Source organism: Paenarthrobacter sp. TE3676 (assembly GCF_056279165.1).
Genome location: NZ_JBWBQU010000006.1, coordinates 317,512 through 342,849, shown reverse-complemented (window position 1 = coordinate 342,849; position 25,338 = coordinate 317,512). Strand labels below are relative to the sequence as shown.

General features: G+C 63.4%; 20 protein-coding genes. 4 read left to right on the top strand and 16 right to left on the bottom strand.

Features of this window, described 5'->3' with window-relative positions; all coding sequences use genetic code 11:
- Window positions 1-62 precede the first annotated feature (62 nt).
- Window positions 63-980: a LysR family transcriptional regulator gene (locus ACZ881_RS16315; protein WP_476116974.1), complete on the bottom strand. Its 918-nt coding sequence runs from the start codon at window positions 978-980 to the stop codon at window positions 63-65.
- Window positions 981-1,009: 29 nt separating this feature from the next.
- On the bottom strand, window positions 1,010-2,680 hold the full coding sequence (locus tag ACZ881_RS16310) for a PucR family transcriptional regulator (protein WP_476116972.1): 1,671 nt from the start codon (window positions 2,678-2,680) through the stop codon (window positions 1,010-1,012).
- A 116-nt stretch (window positions 2,681-2,796) separates the two neighbouring features.
- Between ACZ881_RS16310 and ACZ881_RS16305 the strand changes: the two genes are divergently transcribed.
- From ACZ881_RS16305 to ACZ881_RS16295, 3 genes are all read left to right on the top strand, one after another.
- Window positions 2,797-4,284: a CoA-acylating methylmalonate-semialdehyde dehydrogenase gene (locus ACZ881_RS16305; RefSeq protein WP_091469750.1), complete on the top strand. Its 1,488-nt coding sequence runs from the start codon at window positions 2,797-2,799 to the stop codon at window positions 4,282-4,284.
- 26 nt (window positions 4,285-4,310) lie between these two features.
- Window positions 4,311-5,672, top strand: a complete 1,362-nt coding sequence (locus tag ACZ881_RS16300; protein ID WP_474661566.1) for an aminotransferase class III-fold pyridoxal phosphate-dependent enzyme — start codon at window positions 4,311-4,313, stop codon at window positions 5,670-5,672.
- A 154-nt stretch (window positions 5,673-5,826) separates the two neighbouring features.
- Window positions 5,827-8,463, top strand: a complete 2,637-nt coding sequence (locus ACZ881_RS16295) for a trehalase-like domain-containing protein (RefSeq protein ID WP_476116969.1) — start codon at window positions 5,827-5,829, stop codon at window positions 8,461-8,463.
- Window positions 8,464-8,541: 78 nt separating this feature from the next.
- On the opposite strand, the gene ACZ881_RS16290 is transcribed toward ACZ881_RS16295, so the two are convergent.
- The 8 genes from ACZ881_RS16290 to ACZ881_RS16255 all read right to left on the bottom strand — a co-directional run bounded on the left by ACZ881_RS16290 (window position 8,542) and on the right by ACZ881_RS16255 (window position 16,434).
- Entirely contained in the window at window positions 8,542-9,468 is a 927-nt protein-coding gene (locus ACZ881_RS16290) for an AEC family transporter (protein WP_476116967.1), read from the bottom strand.
- A gap of 160 nt (window positions 9,469-9,628) precedes the next feature.
- Complete coding sequence (panD, locus tag ACZ881_RS16285) at window positions 9,629-10,060, bottom strand: aspartate 1-decarboxylase (protein WP_476116965.1); 432 nt, start codon at window positions 10,058-10,060, stop codon at window positions 9,629-9,631.
- A gap of 79 nt (window positions 10,061-10,139) precedes the next feature.
- Window positions 10,140-10,691 (bottom strand): DUF6036 family nucleotidyltransferase, encoded by a 552-nt coding sequence (locus ACZ881_RS16280; protein WP_476116963.1) that lies wholly within the window; start codon window positions 10,689-10,691, stop codon window positions 10,140-10,142.
- Window positions 10,692-10,693: 2 nt separating this feature from the next.
- Window positions 10,694-11,272, bottom strand: coding sequence for a helix-turn-helix domain-containing protein (locus tag ACZ881_RS16275; protein WP_400404799.1), 579 nt, complete (start codon window positions 11,270-11,272; stop codon window positions 10,694-10,696).
- Complete coding sequence (locus ACZ881_RS16270) at window positions 11,273-12,820, bottom strand: rhamnulokinase (protein WP_476116961.1); 1,548 nt, start codon at window positions 12,818-12,820, stop codon at window positions 11,273-11,275. It lies immediately after the preceding gene.
- A gap of 8 nt (window positions 12,821-12,828) precedes the next feature.
- On the bottom strand, window positions 12,829-14,859 hold the full coding sequence (locus ACZ881_RS16265; RefSeq protein WP_476116960.1) for a bifunctional aldolase/short-chain dehydrogenase: 2,031 nt from the start codon (window positions 14,857-14,859) through the stop codon (window positions 12,829-12,831).
- 4 nt (window positions 14,860-14,863) lie between these two features.
- The gene (rhaI, locus tag ACZ881_RS16260) at window positions 14,864-16,030 is read right to left on the bottom strand and encodes an L-rhamnose isomerase (RefSeq protein ID WP_091469766.1); all 1,167 of its coding nucleotides are present in this window, start codon (window positions 16,028-16,030) and stop codon (window positions 14,864-14,866) included.
- Window positions 16,027-16,434 (bottom strand): L-rhamnose mutarotase, encoded by a 408-nt coding sequence (locus ACZ881_RS16255; RefSeq protein WP_476116957.1) that lies wholly within the window; start codon window positions 16,432-16,434, stop codon window positions 16,027-16,029. Before ACZ881_RS16255 ends, rhaI begins: the two co-directional genes overlap by 4 nt.
- 126 nt (window positions 16,435-16,560) lie before the next feature.
- Here ACZ881_RS16255 and ACZ881_RS16250 point away from each other — a divergent pair, with 126 nt between their 5' ends.
- Complete coding sequence (locus ACZ881_RS16250; protein WP_476116956.1) at window positions 16,561-17,577, top strand: LacI family DNA-binding transcriptional regulator; 1,017 nt, start codon at window positions 16,561-16,563, stop codon at window positions 17,575-17,577.
- Window positions 17,578-17,654: 77 nt separating this feature from the next.
- Here the strand turns inward: ACZ881_RS16250 and ACZ881_RS16245 are convergent, their stop codons facing one another.
- The 6 genes from ACZ881_RS16245 to ACZ881_RS16220 form a co-directional block, all read right to left on the bottom strand.
- The gene (locus ACZ881_RS16245; protein WP_476116954.1) at window positions 17,655-18,551 is read right to left on the bottom strand and encodes an aldose 1-epimerase family protein; all 897 of its coding nucleotides are present in this window, start codon (window positions 18,549-18,551) and stop codon (window positions 17,655-17,657) included.
- Entirely contained in the window at window positions 18,548-20,083 is a 1,536-nt protein-coding gene (gene araA / locus ACZ881_RS16240; protein WP_091469776.1) for an L-arabinose isomerase, read from the bottom strand. Before araA ends, ACZ881_RS16245 begins: the two co-directional genes overlap by 4 nt.
- Window positions 20,084-20,130: 47 nt before the next feature.
- On the bottom strand, window positions 20,131-20,838 hold the full coding sequence (locus ACZ881_RS16235) for an L-ribulose-5-phosphate 4-epimerase (protein ID WP_178995765.1): 708 nt from the start codon (window positions 20,836-20,838) through the stop codon (window positions 20,131-20,133).
- Window positions 20,835-22,586 carry a ribulokinase gene (gene araB, locus ACZ881_RS16230; RefSeq protein WP_476116951.1) on the bottom strand — a complete coding sequence of 584 codons (1,752 nt, stop codon included), beginning with the start codon at window positions 22,584-22,586 and terminating at the stop codon, window positions 20,835-20,837. Before araB ends, ACZ881_RS16235 begins: the two co-directional genes overlap by 4 nt.
- Window positions 22,587-22,795: 209 nt before the next feature.
- The gene (locus ACZ881_RS16225; protein ID WP_476117042.1) at window positions 22,796-23,779 is read right to left on the bottom strand and encodes a LacI family DNA-binding transcriptional regulator; all 984 of its coding nucleotides are present in this window, start codon (window positions 23,777-23,779) and stop codon (window positions 22,796-22,798) included.
- 69 nt (window positions 23,780-23,848) lie between these two features.
- Window positions 23,849-25,279: a xylulokinase gene (locus ACZ881_RS16220; RefSeq protein WP_476116949.1), complete on the bottom strand. Its 1,431-nt coding sequence runs from the start codon at window positions 25,277-25,279 to the stop codon at window positions 23,849-23,851.
- Window positions 25,280-25,338 lie beyond the last annotated feature (59 nt).

Below are 25,338 nucleotides of genomic sequence, written 5' to 3'. Positions count from 1 at the left end.
TCTGTCCAATTGATTGTTTTTGATTCTGCGATCGACTTATTCGATAACCCAGCTGTGGGGACCTAGTCCCGGACGGCGCCGTACAACTTCAGGCAGGTCTCTTCGAAGGCCAACACCCGTTGGGTGGCCTGGACTCCTTCCGGCCGGACCAACATCACCTCGATCGGCGGGAAAGCATCCGTCAATGCCAGAGGGACTACCCTTCCACCTGAGTAGGTGACGTCACTGTGCAGCCGCTGATTGAGGATGGCATAGCCGTGGCCCTTGGCAACGAATGAGCGTACGGTCTCATAACCTGCGAATCGGTGCCGGACATTCTGGACTACTCCGGCCATGGCATAGAGCTGCTCGTAGTACTCCCGGCTATGCGGAAGGTCCAGCACTACGGAAGGCTCGCCGTCGAGCTCCATCAGCGAGATTTCACGTTCCGGGCGGCCCGCCGCCGGATGCCCCTCGTGGACCAGGATGTGTGGCGGAACCCGCTCCACCACCTTGTACGCGAAACCCTTGCCAAGGCCCAGGCCGTAGGTGAGGGCGACATCGCAACGGCCATCCATCAGTGCGTCCTGCAACGTAGCCAGATCCGCCTCCAGAATGGAAACCTCGACGCCGGGATGCCGGCTTTCGAACGTTTGCAGGATGGCAGGAAGGCGGAAAGGCGCCAGCGGGGCGAAGACGCCGACTTTCAGCTCGCCAACCAGCGTGGTGGACAGGCCTCGCGCGGACTCATACAGCGAATCTGCCTGCTCAAGGAAGGACTTGATGTCTTTGGCGAATTGCCGGCCGCTCTGTGTCAGTCGAAGGCCCCGGGACTTATGGCGAACGAACAGCTGCGTGGCCAGGCTCGTTTCCAACTGGGCCATCGCCGCGGATAGCGCAGACTGCGTCACCATCAGTCGCTGGGCCGCTGCCGTCATGTTCTCGAGTTCCGCCACCACGGCGAAGTACCGCAGCTGCGTGAGGGTGAAGGGTTTTGCCATCCGTCCATGGTCGCACCTAAGGCGCCCGGTTACTGGCCCCGGATGAGGTGCGCCAAGAGCGCCACATGCAGTGAGGTTCGCGATTCGGCGTCGTCCAGGTCCACGGCCAGCAGTTCCTCCAACTTGGCGAGCCGGGCATAAAGAGTAGGGCGGCTCAGGTAACCGCTGCGCGCCATGGCTGCTTTGTTGCCACCGGACCCGAGGTAAAGCCCCAGCAGTTCCAGATACTCCCCCTTGCCCTCGGCGTCTGCTTGGAGGACGGCTGACAACTCCGACTCCACGAATTGCTGAACGCGTGGGTCCTTGCGCAGGAGGGCCAGGAGCCCGCGAAGGCGCACATCTGTAGCCCGATAGTAGGGCTTGCCCGCTTCCCGGAGCGTAGCGGCACTCTCTGCTACATGGGCGGCTTCGTCGATGCCGGCTGCGGCTTCCAAAAGTGTTGCCTTCATGCGGCCCACTCCAATGATCCATGCAGGGGGCACCGCGGAATTGGGTGGGGCGTTGGAGGTCGCATCAGCCCCTGGCCCTGCTGCGGCCCCGGCCAGGATTTGCAGGGTCGCCTCCTCTTGCTGGCGGGCGGGGAGGGCGAGGATCATCCCCACCGAACCGGACTGGATGCTTGCCGCCAAAGCTGTGCCGGCGCTGGACTTCAACGCCTTGGCCAGCCGCTCGAGAAGTTCGCGTTCGTCCTGCTGCCCGGCGAAGGGGTCCGCGGGCAGGACGGGGGAACCCCAAGCCTGCAGGGCGGTCCTGAAAACCAGAGGAACGTAGTAGGACGAGCGTTTCAAACCCAAGGAACCCGCCCGTGCCAGTGCCTCCGCTTCGCTGAGTCCACGGGGCTGGCGGAGCGCGTTCAGGAGTCCGGCCTGTGCGTGATGGCTGAGCTCGCGTTGATCGCGATCCGCCAAACGGTTGATCGCCAGGGTCTGGGCGGCCCGCTCAAGAACCATGATCGCCATGTCTTCGTCGGCACCGAAAGCCGCGGACGGCATGGGCACTACCAGCCTGCCCCAGACTTGTTGCCGAACTCCCACTGCTGCCTGCAGCCATCGCTCTGGTCCGGACCGTCCGGTGTGTGCCGGGAAGGGCGTGGTCCTGGATCGTCGCTCCCAGTCGTCCAGAAGATCCGTGGTGGACACGTGGTGACCCGCGTAGGCAAGCACCAAGTGCGAAAGGTCCTCCAGCACCACTGAAGCCCCAATCATGGTGGCTGCTTGCTCCACGACGCGTTGGGTGTCGGCACTTTCCAAGCTCAGCACGGTGAATGCTTCGTGGACGTCCCGGGCGCGTTCCACGCGCTCCAGCTGTTCAGCCACGATCATCCTGTGGACGATCTCCGTGACCTGGACGAACCGCACCCGATGTTCCACAACAACCACCGGCAATGTTGCCGTACGGGCGGCTTTCTCCAAGGCCGTTCGGCTGCGTTGGCGCTGCCCGACCAGTTCCACGATCAATCCTGCGGCTCCGGCCGCCTCCAGTGACCGGATGAACGACGCCGATTCTTCCGGGGATTTTTCCAGCTCCAGTCCCGTGGTCAGAACCAGTTCCCCGCCGGACAGCAGGTTGCCGACGTCAAGGATTTCGCTGACATGCACCCAACGAACGGGCGCGTCCAATCCCGTTGTGCCGCTAAGGACCTTGGGAGCGGCGGCTCGCAGCACTGGAAGCCCGAGGATGGCGCGAACGGTCGGCAGCATTTACACAGTGTAAGGCTCGCTGAGTATTCCTTTACACATGGGCTCTTCTGGGCGCACGTCGCGACGGACAGACTTATTCCAACCTTCGAAAACACCCCCTGCACCAAGGAGAACTCTTGAACACCATCGAGCACTGGATCAACGGCAGCTACGTCCCCGCCGGCGACCGCACAGCTCCCGTCACAAACCCAGCCACGGGGAAGGTGACCGGGCAGGTTGCTTTGGCCAGCGTCGAGGACGGTCATGCCGCCGTCGCCTCCGCGAAAGCGGCTTTCCCGGCATGGCGCGATACCTCCTTGGCTCGCCGCACCCAGATCCTTTTCGCTTTCCGTGAGCTCCTCAACTCCCGAAAGGACGAGCTCGCCGCGATTATCACCTCCGAGCACGGCAAGGTCCTGGATGATGCCCTGGGCGAGGTAACCCGTGGACAGGAAGTGGTGGAGTTCGCTTGCGGTATTCCGCACCTGCTCAAGGGCAGCTACACGGAGAACGCCTCCACCAAGGTGGACATCCACTCCATCCGGCAGGCACTGGGCCCTGTGGCAATCATCAGCCCGTTCAACTTCCCCGCGATGGTGCCCATGTGGTTCTTCCCGATCGCGATCGCGGCAGGCAACACAGTCATCATCAAGCCCAGTGAGAAGGATCCCACGGCTGTCAATTGGGTCGCCGAACTCTGGAAGGAAGCCGGGCTGCCCGACGGCGTGTTCAACGTCCTTCACGGTGACAAGGTGGCGGTTGATACCCTTCTGACGCACCCGGACGTCAAGGCCGTATCCTTCGTGGGCTCCACCCCGATCGCCAAGTACGTCTACGAGACGGCTACTGCCCACGGCAAGCGGGTCCAGGCGCTTGGCGGCGCTAAGAACCACATGATTGTCCTTCCCGACGCCGATCTTGACCTCGCTGCCGACGCCGCCATTAACGCAGGGTTCGGTTCCGCCGGGGAACGCTGCATGGCTGTCTCAGCGCTCCTGGCCGTGGGCGACATCGCCGATGCGCTGGTGGACAAAATCGCTGATCGTGCCCGCTCGCTGCGCACCGGCGACGGACTGCGCGGTTGCGACATGGGCCCCCTGGTGACATCCCAGCACAGGGACAAGGTTTCGGGATACGTCGACGCCGGTGAAGCGGCAGGTGCCACGCTCGTCGTCGACGGTCGTGGCGTAGTTCCCGACGCCGAAGGCGACGGCTTCTTCGTGGGCCCCACCCTGTTCGACCACGTCACCACCGATATGTCCATCTACCAGGACGAAATTTTCGGACCCGTGCTCTCGGTGGTCCGGGTGGACAGCTACGACGACGCCCTGGCCACCATCAATGCCAACCCGTACGGCAACGGCACCGCCATTTTCACGAACGACGGCGGTGCAGCCCGCCGCTTCGAGAACGAAGTTGAGGTGGGAATGGTGGGCATCAACGTCCCCGTCCCGGTGCCCATGGCCTACTACTCATTTGGCGGGTGGAAGAACTCCCTGTTCGGAGATACCCATGCCCACGGTTCTGAAGGTGTCGGATTCTTCACCCGAGGCAAGGCCGTCACCACCCGCTGGCTGGATCCCAGCCACGGCGGAATCAACCTCGGCTTCCCCCAAAACTCCTAAGCGCCGACGACGTCAGGACAGCCACCATGACCGCCACCCTTGAACCAACACAAACGGACCGCGAGGCAGCCCAACGCGCCTACGACCTGGACCGCAAGCACGTCTTCCACTCCTGGTCTGCGCAGGACACGCTGGACCCCATGGTCATCAGCGCAGCAGAGGGCTCACACCTCTGGGACGGAGAGGGCAACAAGTACCTGGACTTCTCTTCGCAGCTGGTCAACACCAACATCGGACACCAGCACCCGGCCGTAGTCGCGGCGATCGCCGCACAGGCAGCAAAGCTGTGCACCATTGCTCCCAGCTATGTGAACGACGCCCGATCCGAAGCCGCACGGTTGATCGCCGAGCGGACCCCGGGGGAGTTGGACAGGATCTTCTTCACCAACGGCGGGGCAGATGCCAATGAGCACGCCGTCCGAATGGCCAGGCTGCACACTGGCCGCCATAAGGTCCTTTCCGCCTACCGCTCGTACCATGGCGGAACGCATTTGGCAGTCAATATCACCGGTGATCCACGGAGATGGGCCAGTGACAACGGCTCCGCGGGCACCATTCACTTCTTCCCGCCATACCTCTACCGCACGGCGTTCCACTCCACCACCGAGGAAGAGGAAGCCCAGAGGGCGTTGGAGCACCTGGAACAGCTCATCGAGTTCGAAGGTCCGTCCAGCATCGCTGCGATCATGCTGGAGAGCATCCCCGGAACGGCGGGCATCTACGTTCCTCCGGCCGGATACATGCAAGGCGTTCGGGAGCTGTGCACCAAGTACGGCATCGTCTTCATAGCCGATGAGGTCATGGCTGGCTTCGGACGCACAGGCAAGTGGTTCGCCGTCGAGCATTTTGACGTTGTTCCGGACCTGCTCACCTTCGCAAAGGGCGTGAACTCCGGCTACGTACCACTCGGTGGCGTAGCAATTAGTCCGGAAATCGCAGCTACCTTTGGTACCCGCGCCTACCCGGGCGGACTGACCTACTCCGGCCACCCGCTGGCTACGGCGGCCGCCGTAGCCACCATCAATGCCATGGAACGCGAAGGCATGGTGCAGCACGCAGCGAGCCTCGGCACTGACGTGATCGGGCCGGCGCTCGCAGGATTCGCCGAACGTCACCAGTCCGTGGGCGAAGTGCGGGGCCGGGGTGTCTTCTGGGCCATCGAGCTGGTCAAGGACCGTGCCACCCGCGAACCCTTGGCTCCGTACGGTTCTTCCAGCCCCGAGATGAACCAACTCGTGGCAGCCTGCAAGTCACGTGGACTCATCCCGTTCGCCAACTTCAACCGTATCCATGTGGTTCCGCCGTGCAATATCAGCGTTGAGGATGCCAGGACGGGCCTGGCCATTCTGGACGAGGTCCTGGACATCGCGGACACGTTCGCGGCTTAGTGGTTGCATCAGGTCCCGCCTCGCTCCGGAAAAGCGAGTGCGGGACCTCGCCGCATAAATCCAAGGAAAAGCTTTACTTAATTGCAATCTACTAGGTAGTCAAGCGAAACCGTCCGGGCGGAAACTGTAGCTATCCGCTTCGGAAGGATTCGCCATGCCTACGCACCTGAACCAGGCAGTAGCCGACTCGGCGCTGCTCATGAAATCGCTCCCGCTTGGCCTCCTTCGCTCTATCCTCCAGTCTGACGTGGAGAACGGCATCACGCCGCAGCTATTCGCGGAGCTCAGGGCACTGGCCAGGGTTCCCGGCCTGCTGGTGGCGTGCAACTATGGCGGAACGCTCTGCTCCGCTGAGGGCGTGTCAACGGAAACACTGCCACTGGATAGCGCCGCCGTGGCGCTCCGCGCGCTCGCCGCCTTGCCCAACACGCACACGGCCATCATCTCCGGACGCTCACTGCGGGATCTGGCAGCAGTTTCCCGGCTCCCGGCCGAGGTCCATCTGGTGGGTTCCCATGGCATGGAGTTCGACATGGGCTACGCCTACACACTGTCGCTCGCGACGGAGCAGTTGCTTCAACACGTGGCCACGGCGCTGACCGAAGCCGTTGCTTTCGAGAAGGGCATCAGTATTGTCCGAAAGCCCGTTGGGGTTGCCGTGCACACCCGGCCGGCGACGCCCGAGGTAGTGGAGCGGGTGATCTTCGTTTCGCAGAAGATCGCCATCGAGTTCGGGCTGTATTTCATCATCGATGGAACGGTGCTGGATTTGACTGTGGAGGAACCAGCCAAAGGCCAGGCGCTGGAGCAGCTCCGGGCACGGCTTGGGGTAAGTGCTGCGCTGTATGCCGGCGATGCCGAGAGCGACGAAAAAGCGATCGCCACCCTGCGCGGGCCTGACCTCGGATTGCACGTCGGACCGGGAGATACGACGGCGGCCCACACCATCCCGGATCCGGAATCCTTTGCGCACGTGCTGGCTTTGCTGTTCGAACTGCGGCGGGCCTGGTTGTTCGGCGAGGATGCTGTGGGGCTGGAACGGCATTCGATGATTGGCAATGGAAGCTCAACGGCGTTGCTCACCCCGGACGCGAAGGTCTGCTGGATGAGCCACCCCTTGCCGGACTCCGGGTCAATATTTGCCCACATTCTTGGGGGTGAGCCAGCTGGGCACTTCAGCATCGAACCGGTGAAAGCGTCGCAGGTGCTGGCGCAGCGATATGTGGACAACACCATGATCGTTGAGACGCGCTGGGCCGATGTCACGGTGACCGACTACTTGGAGCCGGCGCCGGAAGGCATCACCAGCTTGGTGCGCGTCCTCTCCGGGACGGGCACTGCGCGCGTAGTGTTTGCGCCCCGGCCGGACTACGCCAACGCGCCCTTCAGCATGGAGATCCGGGGCGACGAAGTCCACATCATGGGTACTTCGGATCCGATCATCCTGTCCGCACCCGGGGTTCAATTCCGGATCAGCAGCGACGGCAAATATGCCACTGCCACCGCCGAAGTTCCCCTCCATCACGGCCCTGTGGTGCTGAACCTTCGCTGCGGTGACACTGAGCCGCTGCCCGCGGACCCTGCGGGGGAGCCAAACCGGCGTGCCGGCGTCGGGCGGTCTTCCCGGGAGTGGATCAAGGCACTGCAGCTGCCCACCATCAAAACTTCCTTGGTGCGCCGCTCCGCCTTGGTGCTGAAGTCGCTCGTCCACGAGCCCACCGGTGCAGTGCTGGCCGCGCCCACCACGTCGCTGCCTGAGGGCATCGGCGGGACCCGCAACTGGGATTACCGGTATTGCTGGCTGCGTGACGGGTCCATGACCGTGAATGCACTGGTGTCGTTGGGCTCCACGCGGGAGGCCGACGGGTTCCTGGCCTGGCTGGACCGCATCCTCAAGAATGCTCCAGGGCCCGAGTGGCTGCATCCCCTCTATTCGGTGACCGGGGCGCCGCTCTCCACGGAGGCAATCGTGGAAAGCCTGCCCGGTTATGCGGGTTCGCGACCCGTCCGGATCGGCAACGCGGCAGATCATCAGGTGCAGTTGGACGTGTTCGGGCCCATTGCCGAGCTGATCCACGATCTTGCCGAGCGGCGTGGATTCCTGCCCGATGAACACTGGTACCTGATGGAACAGATGGCACATGCGGTGCTTGCCCGTTGGCACGAGCCCGACCACGGGATTTGGGAAGCCCGCAGGCCCCCGAGGCACCACGTGTACACCAAAGTGATGTGTTGGGTCACGCTGGACAGGGCCCTCCGGGCTGCCGCTTTGCACGGGCGCCCACCCCACGCTGATTGGGCTCCCACTGCCGAAACCATCCGCGAGGAAGTCCTGCGCGAGGGCTGGGATTCGTCTGCAATGTCCTACACGGTGGCTTACGACAGCCCTGACCTCGACGCCGCCGTGCTTCACATAGGACTTTCCGGCTTGCTGGATGTTCAGGACCAGCGGTTTCTGGACACTGTCACAGCCGTTGAACGCGAGTTGCGTGTGGGGCCCACCGTTTTCCGGTACAGGTACGACGACGGGCTGCCGGGTTTGGAGGGCGGCTTCCACATCTGCACTACCTGGCTGATCGAGGCGTACCTTGCCGTTGGCCGCCTGGATGATGCCCTGGAGCTGTTCAATCAGTTGGTGGCATTGTTCGGACCGACGGGCTTGCTGCCGGAGGAGTACGATCCCGGCACGGAAACTCACCTGGGTAACCATCCGCAGGCATACTCGCACCTGGGCTTCATTCGCTGCGCGCAGCTTCTGGATTACTACTTGGCCAGCGCGGACGTGGAATAACCCAAGTAAGTCGCAGCAGAGCGCGTTTTGAGCGCTGAAAACGCGCACAATTGCGACTCAGTTGGGAAAGCGGTGCGGCTACGCGAGCAGCAGAGCCACGGCGATCATGGCCGGCACCGCCACGATTGTGGTGATGAGCACGGTGTCCTTGGCCACGGTGATTCCCGCTTGGTAGCGGTTCGCCGCCACGAAGACGTTCTGTGCTGTGGGCAGGGCGGAGGTAACCACCACGGCAAACAGCGCGTGCCCTTCAATACCCAGCGCGAAGCGCGCGAACAGGTACGCGATCAACGGGTGGACAATGAGCTTGAACCCGCTGGCCAGCAAGGTATCCAACCTTCGGCCCGCTGCTTTTTGCAGTGGCTTTGATCCGTTCAGGCTCATGCCGAAGGACATCAGCATGGCCGGAATCGCGGCACCGCCAATGAGGTGGATCGGCTCAAGAATCAGCGTCGGGACCTGGAAACCGGTGCCCGCTACCAGGAGGCCAAGCGCCGAGCCCACGATCATGGGGTTCTTCACGATCATCAGCAGGAAGCGGAGGAAAGTGGTGCGGTGGGTGCTGGTGCTGGCGTCGAGGGCCATCAGGTACATGGGCGTGAAGAAGGCCAGTTGGAAGATCAACAACGGAGCCACATAACTCGCATCGCCCAGGACAAACACGGCGATGGGGATGCCGAGGTTGGCTGAGTTGGCCAGGGACGCACTCATGGAGGACATCAGTGCCTCCGGCATGGCGCGCTTGAGCCAGAACTTTGCGATCAGGAAGAACAGCAGACCCGTCACCACGGCGCCTACTGCCGTGACCAGAAGGGGAGCGGCAAAAACGTCGTGCAGTTTGGCCTTGCTCAAGGTCTCGAACAGCAGGGCAGGGCTCGCCACGAAGAACGTCAGCGAGCTCAGGACGGACCGGGCGTTCTCGCCCAGGATGTTCCGCCGTCCAACAAACATGCCCACCAGGATGATGGCCCACACCACGAAGAACCCGGACAGGACGCCGATCATGGCGCTGTGCGGTCGGAAGCTGGTTGGGTCACGAATGACAGCTTAGCCACAAATGAGATCTGAGTAAGCGTTTTCTTGGGAGAGTTCCGTCATACGGACCCGAAACGCGCACGACGTCGGCACTCACCTGGGTGCCGACGTCGAACGTTGCTGTGGAGCCTTAGCTGAGGTGCGCTGCGTTACTGAGCGCGTGCGGCGGGCGCATAAGCCCAGGGGTGTGGCCCTCCGCGGGGTCGTTGCCGAGCTGGAGGATCTTGTTGTCCTTGCCCACGTGGACAACCCGCGGCTCGTAGGTCCGTGCCTCTTCCGTGGTCATCTCCGCGTAGGTGATGAGGATGACGGTATCGCCAATGTGGACCATGTGGGCTGCCGCGCCGTTGATCCCGATCACGCCGGAACCGCGCTCGCCCGCAATCGTGTACGTTTCCAGCCGGGCGCCATTGGTCACATCCACAATGGAGACGAGCTCACCGGGAAGGATGTCGGCTGCGTCCAGGAGGTCCAGGTCGACGGTGACCGAACCGACGTAGTGGAGGTCGGCGTGGGTCACCGTTGCGCGGTGGATCTTGGACTTGAACATTGTGCGGATCATAGTGCGATCAGTTTAGCGCGGCACCCTCATCCGGCGCTGTGACGTACCAGACGTTCGCGTTCTGAGCGCTGGTGAAGGGCTACCCTCGTGGCCGACGCAACGCCCTGGCTGCGGCCATTGCTTCTTCAGCAACGATTTCGTAATTGTCTGCCGGTGCGCTGAGAGCTACAGAGTGCTCGCCGTATTTCTCGAAAGCGAGTTGTACGAGGTCGCCGGCCTTTTTAATCCCTAGTGCCAGCACGATGTGGCCAAGGTCCTCAATATCTTTCGCCCGCTCCGCAGCTATCTTCATTGCAGCCAAGGTGGGCAGGTCGGCGAGCTGGATAGCTGATGAGGTCCCATTTGGGCCGGCGATCCACCGCGCTTCTTCGGGAAGGAAGGCTGCTGCATTGCTGTTTAGCCACTTCGGGGGCAACCCGTACTCCTGCTCCATGCCGGCGGCCACTTCATCCACGGCGTCCTTGGCAGCGTATCGTGCATCAATATCACCGGTCGCACGGTCCAGGATGCCATGGAGCAGGAGTGCGGCGCCACCTACGATTTGGATGTCTAAGGTGACGCCGCGGGCTCCAAGCCGGGTTTCCAATTCGCGAAGCAGTTCAACCACGTCGTCACGTCGGAATTCGAGCACCGTCAAACCGTGGCCAGATCTCTCTCGCGGATCCAAACGTTCATGGCAGCGATTTCAGCGGGAGTTTCACTCCGGATGAGGTCTTTCATCCGGTCACTGACCGGATGAAGCTTCTCGGCCAGAAAGACCGGCTGCGACGAGGCCTTGGCGTTTCTCGCCCACTTTGGTGCGGGAGAGCCGGTTTTGGCCGACACCCAGAGAGTCACCGCGCCAAGCGCTGCCCGGTAGGCGTCGTCATTGAAGGCAGGGGCGGCAGGCATCAGTGCCCGGCCCGCAGCTAGCGAGGAGTTGGTGTATTCACCCAGCAACCGAATGGCGTAGTGGTAGTCGCCTTCGTTTAGAGTGCGTGCGAAGTCTCCCGCAAATTCATGGGAAGCGCTGTCATTGGAGGTTATTTCCAGGCCAAGGACTCGCATCGCCTTCAGGGCCAACCCAAAGGATGCTCCTTCCTTTCCTGATTCCAGGTCCACAACAAACTTGCGGGAAGACCCAATAGAATCAGCCAAGGCTTGCTGGGTATAGCCACGGGCTTTCCGTCGCTCGCGTATGGTCCGGCCAATTGCCTCCGCGTTCATGTCCATCTATATATTATGGCACCATTCGGTTACATTTTTTTGCTCGTTTGAGGCGCAGCCTGGAAGCGCCGCATATGCATCTCTGAACTCGTAGCGCACCAGTTCGGTTCCTGCCACCACCAGCGCACGCAGTTCGGCCAGCCCGCCGGCCACCGCCCCGGCCGCCCGTGCCTGGACCAGGACGTTGCCCTGCGCAGTTGCCTCAACGGGTCCGGCGATCACGGGCTTGCCGGTCGCATCAGCGGTTAGTTGGCACAAAAGCCGGTTCTGCGAACCGCCACCCACGATGTGCACCACGCCAGTGCTGCGGCCGGTGAGCCGCTCGGCGTCGGCCAATGTGCGCGCATACCCGGCAGCGAGGCTATCCATAATGCAACGCACGACGGCGGCAGGCCGGTCCGGGAGCACCGCGCCGGTGTTGCGCACGGCTGCGCGGATACGGTCCGGCATGTTGTCAGGGGCCGTAAAGGCAGGATCGTCCGGGTTGATCTGCGGACCTCCGGCAGGGAGCGCAGCAGCTGAGTCAAGCAAAGCCGGGAGCGACTGGCTGAATCCCTGGACAGCCCACGTACGCTGGCATTCGCTCAACAGCCACAGGCCACCCACGTTGCGGAGGTAGCGGATGGTGCCGTCCACGCCGCGTTCGTTGGTGAAGTTGGCCTTGCGGCTCGCTTCGGTGAGCACCGGGGCGTCCAACTCCACGCCCACAAGGGACCAGGTCCCTGAGGAGATGTATGCAAAGTCTTCCTGATCAGCGGGGACGGCGGCGACCGCCGAAGCAGTGTCATGCGACCCAACTGCCACCACTGTAGTGTCCGCAGGCAACCCCGTTTGCTCAAGGACCGCGGGCAGCAGGGTGCCCACGGTTTCACCGGGCTGGACTAGCGGCGGGAAGATGTTCCGGGGCAAGCCGAGAGCATCCAGGAACTCCGTGGCCCACTGGCCCGAAACGGCGTCGAAGAGCCCGGTGGTGGAGGCGTTCGTGGCTTCGGCCCGGCGCTCACCGGTCAGCAGGAAGGCGATCAGGTCCGGGATCAGGAGAGCCTGTACCCCGTCCAGGTTCGGCTCTGCCGCCAGTTGGTACACCGTGTTGAACTGCAAGTACTGCAAGCCAGTAGTGGCATACAACTTCTCCGGCGAAATGACCGCATGGACCCGTTCCACAGTGGCGCGGCTGCGTTCGTCCCGGTAGCTGTATGGTTGCGCGGTGAGCGCGCCGGTTTTGTCCACGAGGCCGTAGTCGACCGCCCACGTATCGATGCCGACGCTGACGATGCGCTCGCCGTTCCCACGTGCCACGGCAGCGGCCGCCGTCAGGCCCTTGAGCACCTCGGCGAACAGGGCGTCGAAGTCCCAGCGGAGGCCGCCGTCGAGCTCTACAACCCCGTTGGGGAAGCGATGAATGGTTTCCAGGGACACCCCGGACTCAGGTGAGACGCGGCCCAGCATGACACGGCCGGAGGAGGCGCCGATGTCGACGGCGGCGAACACTGCGGGAGCGGACACCGCCCCGGCGTATGCCGGGGCGGTGCTCGCGGTGGTTCCGTTGTTCACTGTAAGTCCTAGCGCAGGAATGCTGCCGCAACGCCGGCGTCCACGGGGATATGGAGGCCGGTGGTGTGGGACAGCTCGTTGCTGGTGAGCACGGATGCGGCGTTGGCCACGTGTTCGGGGAGGACTTCGCGCTTCAGGAGCGTGCGCTGGGCGTAGTACTTGCCCAGTTCCTGCTCGTCCACACCGTACACCGCGGCGCGCTTGGCGCCCCAGCCGCCGGCGAAGATGCCGGAGCCGCGGACCACGCCGTCGGGGTTGATGCCGTTGACGCGGACGCCGTATTCGCCCAGTTCGGCGGCGAGGAGGCGGACCTGGTGGGCCTGGTCCGCCTTGGTGGCCGAGTAGGCGATGTTGTTCGGGCCCGCGAACACGGAGTTCTTGGAGGAGATGTAGATGATGTCTCCGCCCAAGCCCTGGTCGATCATGACCTTCGCTGCGGCCTTGGAGACCAAGAACGAACCCTTGGCCATGACGTTGTGCTGCAGGTCCCAGTCCTTCTCCGTGGTTTCGAGCAGCGGCTTGGAGATGGACAGGCCTGCGTTGTTGACCACCAGGTCCAGGCCACCGAAGGCGAGTACGGCTTCCTGGATGGCGGCGGCGATCTGGGCTTCGTCGGTCACGTCGGCCTGGACGCCGATGGCGACGTCGGAACCACCCAGTTCCTCGGCCACCTTTTGCGCGTTCTCAAGGTTGAGGTCGACAATCACTACGCACGCGCCGTCGGACGCCAAACGGGTGGCGATCGCCTTGCCGATGCCCGACGCCGCACCGGTAACCAACGCGATGCGCGTGGCGTGGGACTTGGGCTTGGGCATGCGGGCGAGCTTGGCGTCTTCCAGCGCCCAGTACTCGATGCGGAACTTCTCGGATTCCTCGATCGGGGCGTAGGTGGAGATGGCCTCGGCGCCGCGCATCACGTTGATGGCGTTGAGGTAGAACTCGCCGGCCACGCGTGCGGTCTGCTTGTCCTTGCCGAAGGAGAACATGCCTACGCCGGGAACCAGCACGATGGCCGGGTCCGCGCCGCGGAGTGCAGGGCTGTTCTCGTCAGCATGGCGGTCGTAGTACGCCTGGTAGTCCTCGCGGTAGGCCGCGTGGAGTTCCTTGAGGCGGGCCACGGAGTCTTCGATCGAGGCGTCGGCGGGGAGGTCCAGGACCAGGGGCTTGACCTTGGTCCGCAGGAAGTGGTCCGGGCAGGAAGTGCCCAGCGCGCCGAGCCGCGGGTGCTCTTCCGCGGCAAGGAATTCAAGAACGACGGCGTCATCACTGAAGTGCCCCAGCTGCGGCTTGTCCGTGGAGGCCAGGCCGCGGATCACCGGTGCGAGGGCAGCAGCCTTGGCCTTGCGCTCAGCCTCCGGGAGCGCGCCGTAGCCGGGGAGCTGGGGGCCGAAGGGCTCGGACTTTCCGTTGTCCTTGATGTAGTTCTCGGCCTGGTCAATGATCCAGAGCGAGTTTCTTTCTGCTTCTTCGCTGGTGGCGCCCCACGCGGTGATGCCGTGGCCGCCCAGGATGGTGCCGATGGCCTGGGGGTTGGCTTCCTTGATCGCGGCGATGTCCAAGCCCAGCTGGAAGCCAGGGCGGCGCCAAGGCACCCAAACAACCTTGTCGCCGAAGACCTTGGAGGTCAGTGCCTCGCCGTCCACGGCGGTAGCAATCGCGATGCCGGAATCCGGGTGCAGGTGGTCCACATGGGCGGCGTCCACCAGGCCATGCATGGCGGTATCGATCGACGGCGCTGCGCCGCCCTTGCCGTGCAGGCAGTAATCAAACGCGGCCACCATTTCGTCTTCACGCTCGACGCCGGGGTAAACGGACTTGAGTGCCTGCAGCCGGTCAAGCCGGAGCACAGCAAGGTTCTCAGCCTTCAGGGTGCCGAGGTCGCCACCGGAGCCCTTGACCCACAGGAGCTCAACATCCTGACCCGTCACCGGGTCCTTCTCCATGCCCTTGGCGGAGGTGTTGCCGCCCGCGAAGTTGGTGTTCCGCTTGTCCGCGCCGAGGCGGTTGGAACGGTTGATCAGTTCTTCAACAGTGCTCATCTTTTTAAGCGCCCCATCCGGCTTGCTGGCCGCCTGCGCGGTCCTCGTTGATCTTCTTCTGGTACCCGCTGGCCTTGTAGGCGGCCATCGGGTCGGCGGGCAGGCCGCGGGATTCACGCCACTCGGCCAGGACCGGGCGGACGTCGGTGTAGAAGGCATCGTTGAAGATGCCGTTGGCGGCCAGGACATCGCCGGCGCGCTGGGCTTCGGTCAACGCGGCGGTGTCCACGAGCAGGGCGCGGGCGGTCATTTCCTGGACGTTGAGGACCGATCGGATCTGGCCCGGGATCTTCTCTTCAAGGTTGTGGCACTGGTCCAGCATCAGCGCGACGCCGGAATCCTTTCCGAAACCGCCACCACGGATGACCTCGTGCATGATGCGGAACAACTGGAACGGATCGGCCGCGCCAACAATCAGGTCATCATCGGCGTAGAAGCGGGAGTTGAAGTCGAACGAGCCGAGCTTGCCCAGGCGCAGGAGCTGCATGACGATGAACTCGATGTTGGTACCCGGTGCGTGGTGGCCGGTGTCCAGGCAGACGAACGCCTTCTCGCCCAGGGCAAGGGTCTGCGCGTAGGAAGTACCCCAGTCCGGAACATCGGTGTGATAGAAAGCCGGCTCGAAGAACTTGTACTCCAGGACCAGGCGCTGCTCGTCGCCGAGGCCCGCGTAGATCTCCTGGAGGGACTCTGCCAGGCGGTCCTGGCGGCCGCGGATATCGTCCTGGCCCGGGTAGTTGGTGCCGTCGGCCAGCCAGATCTTCAAGTCCTTGGAACCAGTGGCGTGCATGATCTCGATGCACTCCAAATGGTGATCGATCGCGCGGCGCCGCACGGACTCGTTGGAGGAGGTCAGGGAGCCGAACTTGTACTCGTCATCCTGGAAAGTGTTGGAGTTAATCGTGCCCAACCCAACGCCCAAGCCGGTGGCGTACTCGCGCAGGGCGGCGTAATCATCTACCTTGTCCCACGGAATGTGCAGCGCCACGGTGGGGGCCAGGCCCGTCAGCTCGTGGACCTTGGCGGCGTCGGCGATCTTTTCCTGAACGGTGCGCGGAGTACCCGGAGTGCCGAAGACCTTGAACCGGGTCCCGGAATTTCCGTAGGCCCAGGACGGCACTTCAATGGCCAGTTCCCCTAGACGGCCCAGGGCCGATTCTGTGGTGTTCATGCTTGTTCCTTCTGGTATTCGTGGGCGGAGTCTTTATCTATGTGTGAGGCGCTGGTGGCATCTGTGACGACGCCCGCCGCGGCAAGCTGGTCTTCAAGGTTGAAGACTTCCTCGATGACCTCGAAGCCCTGGTCCGGAGGGACGTCGCTGTCTGCGAAGAGGGTGGCCATCTCGGCTTGCCAGCGGGCATTGACCTCAGTCACGGCCATGCGGGCCTGGGCTGCCTCGTAGTCTTCGCATTCCAGGTAGCCGATCAATTGGCCGTCCGGAGCAAGGAAGAGTGAGTAGTTGTTCCACCCTGCGTTTTTTAGTGCGGACAGCATCTCCGGCCATACGGCGGCGTGGCGCTGCTTGTACTCGGCCATCAGTTCCGGCTGGACTGAAGAGCGGAAACAAACCCTCATGTGCGGATCTCCAGGGTCGCTCGTCTTTGAATCGTTTCATTTGTTACGATTCAAATTACCCTCGTAAACGGGAGGGTGTCAAGGCGTTTCCAACACATTGACGTCAGCCAGCGGAGATCGGAAAGCATGTCCCAGACAGCCAGCATCAAAGACGTTGCAACCCACGCCCAGGTAGCAGTGGGAACTGTTTCCAATGTGCTGAACTATCCGGATCGGGTTTCGCAGAGGACCAAGGAACGTGTCCTGAAATCCATCGCTGAACTTGGCTTTGTCCGCAACGACGCCGCCCGCCAGCTCCGCGCCGGCCAAAGCAGGACCATCGGCTTGATCGTGCTCGACGTTGGAAACCCTTTCTTCTCTTCCGTGGCCCGTGCGGCGGAAGATGCGGCGGCGACTTTGGGCAGTGTCGTCCTGGTGGGGGATAGCGGCCAGGATGCTTCGCGCGAAGCCCACTACATGGATCTGTTCCAAGAACAGCGCGTCCAAGGCCTGCTGATTTCGCCGGTCGGTGACGTGGGTCAGCGGATCGATACCCTGCGCGAACGAGGAGTCCCAACAGTCCTGGTGGATGAACTCGCAGACACCGATCGTTGCAGCTCGGTCTCCGTGGATGACGAGGAAGGCGGCTACTTGGCCGCCAAGCACCTGCTGGACCTGGGCCGCCGTCGTCTGGCTTTTGTTGGCACGCCCTCCATCCGCCAGGTGGCCAGCCGACTCAAGGGCGCGCAGCGCGCTGTCAGTGAAGTATCGGATGCCACCATCGAGGTGCTCGACTCAGAGGGGCAGACCGTCCTGACCGGCCGCAAAGTGGGCAACAGCTTGGTGGAACGCTCCCCGGAAGAGCGGCCCGAAGCCGTCTTCTGCTCCAACGACCTCCTGGCCCTCGGAGTCATGCAATCCCTGACGATGCTGCGAACCGTTCGTATTCCGGAGGACATCGCTCTCATTGGGTACGACGACATCGATTTCGCCATCTCCGCAGTGGTGCCGCTGTCGTCCATCAGACAGCCCACCGAGGCGCTCGGCCGGACGGCGATTGAGTTGCTCGCGGAGGAGCAAGAGAGTGGCGGAACCAAACACCGGTCCGTGGTGTTCACCCCCGAGCTGGTGGTCCGCCAAAGCACCGCCGGCGCACCCAACTGAGCGCGCACCCAACTGAGTAACAGCACGTGTCCCAATGGCCGCCCATAGCGACATGTGCTGTTACTCAGTTGGGATAACTACAGGGCGTAGATGCTCCAGGACGCCGTGTGTTGGGTGCCGGGTTCCAGCCGGATCAGGTCCGTGCCGCTGTTGAAGGCATCCGGCGGGCACGTCATGGGCTCCACAGCCAGTCCGATTCGGCCCGGGACGGGTGCCGGCTTGTCAGCCGTATGGATCTGCAGCCATGGGCAGCTTTCGTCCCAGGACATTCCGACGCCGGTGCCCGCCGGGTCGCGTAGCGACAGCCGCGCCAGCCCGCCGTCGAACGCTATTCCTGTGAAGGCATGGTCGATTTCCGTGCTGCCAATGGCCCGCGGGGAACGGAAGTCGAACTCGTGACCTTCCACGCCCACGACACCCAGGGGCAGCAGCCGGTCCGGCGTGACCTCCAGGAAAGAGTCGGCGGCAAACTCGAGAACCCACTCGTCCAGCGGTGATGTGCCGGCCACAAGGTAAGGGTGCGGGCACACGCCGTAAGGGGCGACGACGTCCGCCGCATTCACTGCTGTAACGGACGTATGAAGTCCAGCATCGTCCAGCATGAAGCGGGCCGAAAGCTCCAGCACGAACGGGTATCCCGGCGTGGGACCTACCGTACACGTCAAAGTGAGCGACCCGGCGTCGGACTCTTTCAGGGCCCAATCGAGCGGGAACGCAAGCCCGTGCAGCGCAGTAGCCCGCTCCGGTTCGTTGATCGGAAGCTGGTGCTCGACGCCGTCCAAGCTGTACGCGCCGTCCGCGATCCTGTTGGGCCACGGCGCGGCAATAACGCCACGGTAGTCCGGGATCGGACCGCCCTCCGGAAACGGGACAATGAGGTCCCGGCCTTCAAACTGCAGGACGCGCAGCGCAGCCGCGCGGGCGGTAACTACTGCCGTGTAGCCGCCCGCGCTCAGCGTGAATTCGATGCTCACAGGCCGCCGGCCAGCTTGTAGTACGCGGCGTTCCAGTTGAGTTCTTTCTTGAACTGTTTGATGGTGGTGCCTTCGTCGATAGTGAGGAGTTCGGTCTTGGCGATTTCGGCGAAGTCCTCGAATACGTCCAGGCCCACCTGCGTGGACAATACCGTGTGGTGCGCGGCGCCGGCGGTGAGCCACGCTGCGGCCGAGGTAGCGAAGTTGGGCTTTGGCTCCCAGAGTGCGCGGGCTACGGGCAGGTTGGGGAGTGGCTGGTCGAGATCGACGACGTCCACCACGTTGGCCACCAAGCGGAACCGATCACGCATATCGGACAACGCCACGACGATGCCGGGGCCGGCGTCGGTGTCGAACACCATGCGGACAGGGTCTTCCTTGCCGCCGATGCCCAGCGGGTGGATCTCAACACGCGGCTTTTTGGCGGTGAGCGACGGGCAGACCTCCAGCATGTGCGCGCCCAGGATCTTCTCGGAGCCGGGCTCAAGGTGGTACGTGTAGTCCTCCATGAGTGACGCGCCACCGGGCAGGTCGCCGCCCATCACCTTGGCGGCGCGGACCAGGATCGCGGTCTTCCAGTCGCCCTCGGCGCCGAAGCCGTAACCGTCGGCCATGAGGCGCTGGACGGCCATTCCCGGCAGTTGACGCAGCGCCCCCAAATCCTCGAAAGAGGTGGTGAAGGCTGCGGAGCCGTTGGCTTCCAGGAAGCTGCGGAGACCCAGCTCGATCCTGGCGCTGTAACGCAGCGACTCGTGACGGTCGCCGCCTGCTTTGAGTTCGTCAACCACGTCGTAAAGGCGCTCGTACTCTGCAACCAAAGCGTCGACGTCGGACTCTGCTGCGCCGTGGACGGCGTCGGCGAGCTCGTTGACGGACCACGTGTTCACGGAGACGCCGAAGCGGAGCTCGGCTTCGGTCTTGTCGCCTTCGGTGACGGCGACGTTGCGCATGTTGTCGCCGAAGCGGGTCAACTTCAGCGTGCGGACGGCGGCCCATCCGGCCGAGGCGCGCTGCCACGCACCAACCTGTCGGGCAACCTCAGGGTTGCTGACATGCCCGACGACGGTCTTCCGCGGCACGCCGAGGCGCGACTGGATATATCCGAACTCGCGGTCGCCGTGGGCTGCCTGATTGAGGTTCATGAAGTCGAAATCGATGTCAGCCCAGGGAAGGTCCCGGTTAGCCTGCGTGTGCAAGTGAAGCAGGGGCTTGCGGAGGGCGTCCAGGCCTTGGATCCACATCTTGGCGGGGCTGAACGTGTGCATCCAGGCGGTCACGCCGATCACGGAATCGTCGGAATTGGCTTCCAGCGCGGTGCGACGGATGGCGTCGGAATCGGTGAGGACGGGCTTCCACACGAGCTTGACCGGAACGTTGCTGTTGGCATTGAGGACGTTGGCAATCTCCTGCGACTGCGCTGCGACCTGCTTGAGGACGTCCTCGCCGTAGAGGTGCTGGCTGCCCGTGAGGAACCAGACCTCGTACTGGTCGAGGGAAGTGTTGTTAGCGGAAGTATTGACGGCGGTAGGCATGGGGTGCTCCTGGAGTGTGGTGGTCCGAATGGTTTAGCGGCGGCGCTTTAGCGGCCGTAAACGTTCTGGTATCGGTCGTAGAGGGACTCAATCTTGGCTTGGTCGATGGGCAGCGGCTCGCCGAGTTGGCGGGAAATGTGGACTGTCCTGGCCACTTCCTCGCACATGACCGCAGCCTTGACGGCGTCGCGGGCGGATTTGCCGATGGTGAAGGGGCCATGGTTCTGCATGAGCACCGCGGGAGAGTTGGAGTTTTTGAGCGTCTCCACGATGCCCTGCCCGATGGAATCGTCGCCGATCAACGCGAACGGTCCCACCGGAATGGGCCCCCCGAATTCGTCGCCCATCATGGTCAGCACGCAGGGGATTTCCTCGCCGCGGGCAGCCCAGGCCGTTGCGTAGGTGGAGTGCGTGTGGACCACGCCACCCACCTCCGGCATGTGGCGGTAGACGTACGCGTGCGCGGCGGTATCCGATGACGGGGAGAGGTCCGGGTTGCCCCAGTCCACGGTCCCGGCGCTTCCGGTGTTGATGCCCCTCACAGGTGTGCCGTAGAGGTCGGTGACCACCATCAGCTCGGGCGTGAGGTTGTCATAGGAGACGCCCGATGGCTTGATGACCATGAGGTCATGTCCCGGGATCCGACCCGAAACGTTGCCGGCGGTCCAAACCACAAGTTCGTACCGGGTCAGTTCGGCGTGCAACTCGCAGACTTCCTTGCGGACCTTCGCGATTGTTTCCAGAAGGGTGCTCATGCTGTGGCTCCTTCCAAGGTGCCGGACTGGGTGGCCGAGCTCTGTTGTCCTGAACCTTGTTGTCCTGAACCCTGGATCGCGGCGCGCTGGATGGCCTTAAGGCGCTGCATGACGTTGTTGGTGCCGCGGCCGAAGTAGTCGTGCAGAGCTTTGTATTCCTGGAAGAGGACCTCGTAGGCGGCCACGTTTTCGGGAATGGGAGTGTAAACGGCGCCGGGTGCAGCTGCCATGGCGGCGGCTGCTTCACGAATGTCCTTGTACCTCCCGGCAGCAACAGCGGCATGGATTGCCGAGCCCAGGGCAGGACCCTGCTCAGATCCGATGGCGGAGAGCTGCAGGCCAGTGATGTCAGCGTAGACCTGCATCAGGAACTTGTTCTTCAGGAGACCACCGGCCACGATGAATTCCTTGACGGGAACACCCGAATCGCGGAACGCATCCACGATGGTGCGGGTTCCGAAAGCCGTGGCTTCCAGCAGAGCCCGGTATGTGTCCTCGGGTTTGGTGGCCAAGGTCTGGCCCACCACCACGCCGGAAAGTTCGTGGTCAACCAGCACTGAACGGTTGCCGGAGTGCCAGTCCAAGGCGATCAGTCCGTGCTCTCCGATGGCCTGCTTTTCTGCGAGTCCGGTGAGGTATTCGTGGATGCCCAGGCCTTGATCTTTGGCGGCCTGGTGGTATTCCGGCGGGACCCCGTTCTTAGTGAACCAACCGAAAATGTCGCCAACTCCGGACTGGCCTGCTTCGTAGCCCCACAAGCCGTCCACGATGCCGCCGTCGACGACTCCGCACATGCCGGGGACTTCGCGGAGAACGTCCCCGTTCATTACGTGGCAGGTGGAAGTGCCCATGATCGCTACGAGCTGTCCTGGTTCAACAGCGTTCGCGGCCGGCGCGCTGACGTGGGCGTCCACGTTGCCTACTGCCACGGCGATTCCCGCCGGAAGCCCGGTCCAAGCCGCGGCTTCTTCGGTGAGGTAACCGGCGGCGTCGCCCAAGCGGCCGATCGTGTGTTCGAGTTTGCTGCTGACAAAGTCCTTGAAAGCAGGATTGAGGGCAGCCAGGAAGTCCTCGGACGGGTACTTTCCATCCTGGTAAATGCCCTTGTAGCCAGCCGTGCAGGCGTTGCGGACGTAGCTGCCGCAAAGCTGCCAAACAATCCAGTCCGCGGCCTCAACCCAGTGATCCATGGCGCCGTAGACTTCGGGATCTTCCTCGAGGAGCTGCAGCCCTTTGGCGAATTCCCATTCGGAGGAGATCAGGCCGCCATAGCGGGGAAGCCAGGACTCGCTGCGTTCTTCAGCGAGCTGGTTGATGCGGTCCGCCTGCGGCTGGGCCGCGTGGTGGCGCCACAGTTTGACGAACGCGTGCGGCCGGTCGGCGAAGCGTTCCAGTTCGTTCAGCGGCGTGCCGTCCGCCGTCGTCGGAACCATGGTGCACGCGGTGAAGTCGGTGGCGATGCCCACCACGTTTGCCGGGTTGATTCCGGCATCGGCGACGGCGGCCGGTACCGCTTTGCGCAGGACGTCGCGATAGTCGTTGGGCACCTGGAGGGCCCAGTCGGCCGGGAGGCGCTGGCCGGTACCCGGGAGTTTTTCCGTCACGACGGCGTGCGGATACTCGAACACGCCGCTGCCGAGTTCGGCTCCGTCCGAAACGCGCACGACGACGGCGCGGCCGGACAAAGTGCCATAGTCCACGCCGACAACGAACTGCTCGTCCAGCGGGAGATTTTCAAAGGTATTCATGGGGTCTCCATCCGGCTGGCCAAGGCCTCATTGCCGGGGGTCGGGGTGGAAAAATGAAGAAGGTCTGATGCAATTGTTAGCGCTCACAACTTTGATGTCAAGAGGGGACCATGTGGAACAGGTGCTCATGGCGGGGGTCAGGCGAAGGCGCACCCAAGTAGGTAGCAGCAGACGTCGTTTTGAGCGCTCAGAACGACGTCTGCTGCTACCTACTTGGAGGCGCGAGCCGTGGTGGAGCGGACTACCAGCCGGGGCGCCACCGTGGCAGGCGTGCCGGTGGTGCCGCTCTCCAACCGGTCCAGTAGCAAGGCGATGCAGCGCTGGCCTAGCTCCTCGAAGTCCTGGGCCACCGTTGTCAACGGCGGTATGAAGTGTGCCGACTCCGGTTGGTCGTCGAAGCCCACCACGCTGATGTCCTCCGGTACCTGGACGCCGAGTTCATGGAACGCTCGGAGAACGCCGAGGGCCATTTGGTCATTTGCGACAAAGAGGGCCGATACGGAGCGGTCGGCGGCGATTTTCAAGCCTTCGCGGTACCCGCATTCGGCGCTCCAGTCGCCCTCGATGAGCGTCACGGGTTCAATCCCGGCCTCTGTTAGGGCATCCCGCCAACCCTCGATACGGGCAGCGGCGTCAATCCAATCGGAGGGCCCGGATAAATGTCCGATCCGTTGGTGCCCCAGTTCCAAGAGATGCTCGACGGCGAGACGCGCGCCTTGCCGCTGGTCCACAGTGGCACCCGTGAGGTGTTCGTCGCCGATGGATCCCACAGCAACCATGGGGACTTGGGCGGTGATGTCTTTGAGGACATCAAAGGTCCCCGGGTGGGGCACCGTTACTACGACGCCGTCGACGCCTTGGTCCATGAAGTGCGCCATGGCGTCCTTAATGGTCTCCGGCGTCACTTCGCGCAGGGCTGCGACGCTGACGAAATAGCCCGCCTCCCTCGCCGCCTGCTGGACTCCGAGGAGCGTGTGCGATGGCCCGTACTGCGCCATTTCGCTGCCGAGTACGCCAATGGTCTGGGATCGCCGTGTTACCAGGCTTCGTGCGGCGGTGTTCCGACGGTACCCCAGCTCTATGATGGCCTGCTCCACGCGCTCGCGGGTCTTGGAGCTCACATTGGGGTGGTTGTTCAACACCCGGGAGACGGTCTGGTGGGAGACACCTGCCACTCGGGCAACATCCTCCATGACGGGAGGTCGGGGCGGTGCGGTTTCTTCAGTGCTCACCCTGTCACGATAGAGCACCCGCGACGTCGATCAGCCTTTGGCCACCTTGGCAGCGTAATGGCGGTACCTCGTCAGGAATTCGGGACTCTCGACGATATTTCCGCGAATAACCTCTGTTCCCTCGAGTGGCCATTCCGGCAAGCTCCCTGTCAGAACGCCTGCAGCTTGCCGGGCCGCGCCGTCTGCCACGTATTCTCCTGGTTCGGGGACGAACACCGGCACACCGAAGGCTGCAGCCGCGATCTGCTGGACCGCAATAGATTGCGCACCCCCACCCACCAGGATGATGCGCTGGGCGGAGACCCCCTGTTCCTGCAAGGCGGCCAGCCCGTCGGCCAGCGAACACAACACACCCTCTACAGCGGCCCGTGCCATGTTGGCGGGAGTGTAATTGGAAACGGTGATGCCGTGGAGGGAGCCGTTGGCTTCCGGCAAATTAGGGGTTCGTTCGCCCTCGAAATATGGGACGAGGGTCAGCCCTTCGGCGCCCTCCGGAGCAGAGAGCGCCAAGTCGCCGAGCTCAGGCAGGGTGATGCCCAGTAGTGCAGCTGTGGCATCGAAGATTCTCGTCGCATTGAGCGTGCAGGCCAACGGCAGATAGTTGCCGGTAGCGTCCGCGAAGCCCGCCACGAGCCCGCTAGCATCAAGCGCCGGGACATCTGAAACCGCGAAGACTGTCCCCGACGTTCCGATCGAAATCACTACGTCCCCGACGGCCGCACTCACGCCCAGACCTGCTGCCGCATTGTCGCCTGCGCCGGGCCCGATCAGTGCCCCGCCAGGTGTCTTTCCCGCAGTTTCCAATGGCCCGGCCACAACGGGCAGGACGGGAACGTGGCCGAGCGTGTTGTTGAGGACTTCTGGAAGGTATTCGCCGCTGCTGGCAGAGTAGTAGCCCGTGCCGGAAGCATCCGAACGGTCTGTGCGGAGGAGATCCAGGGTGGCCGGCCCACTTCCGGGCCCGTGTCCGGCCAACCGCCAGGACAGCCAATCGTGGGGTAGGCAAACCGCCGCTGTCCGTTGGGCGTTAGCGGGTTCGTTTCGGGCCAACCATCGAAGCTTGGTGGCCGTCAACGATGCCACCGGGACGGTTCCGGTGTGCGATGCCCAGTAGGACGCGCCAGCCGTGGCATCGCCATCGCCGGCGTCAAGGATCAGCGCTTCCGCGTCCGGGGCCGAGCGGGTGTCATTCCACAACAAAGCGGGTCGGACAACGTCTCCGGACTCATCGAGGCACACCATGCCGTGTTGCTGACCGCCAACAGACACGGCGTCGACGTCATCCAAACCGCCTGCCTGTGCGATTGCTTCCTGGAGGGCTGACCACCAATGGTCCGGGTGAACTTCGGTGCCCTCCGGGTGGGAGGCCCGCCCTTGACGCACCAGGGCGCCAGTGGCTGAATCCCGGATGACCACTTTGCAGGACTGGGTGGAGCTGTCGATCCCGGCTACGAGAGGCATGCGCTCATTCCTTAAGGGGACCGCCGCCGGGCGTCAAGGAACCCTGTCAGGAGAGACCT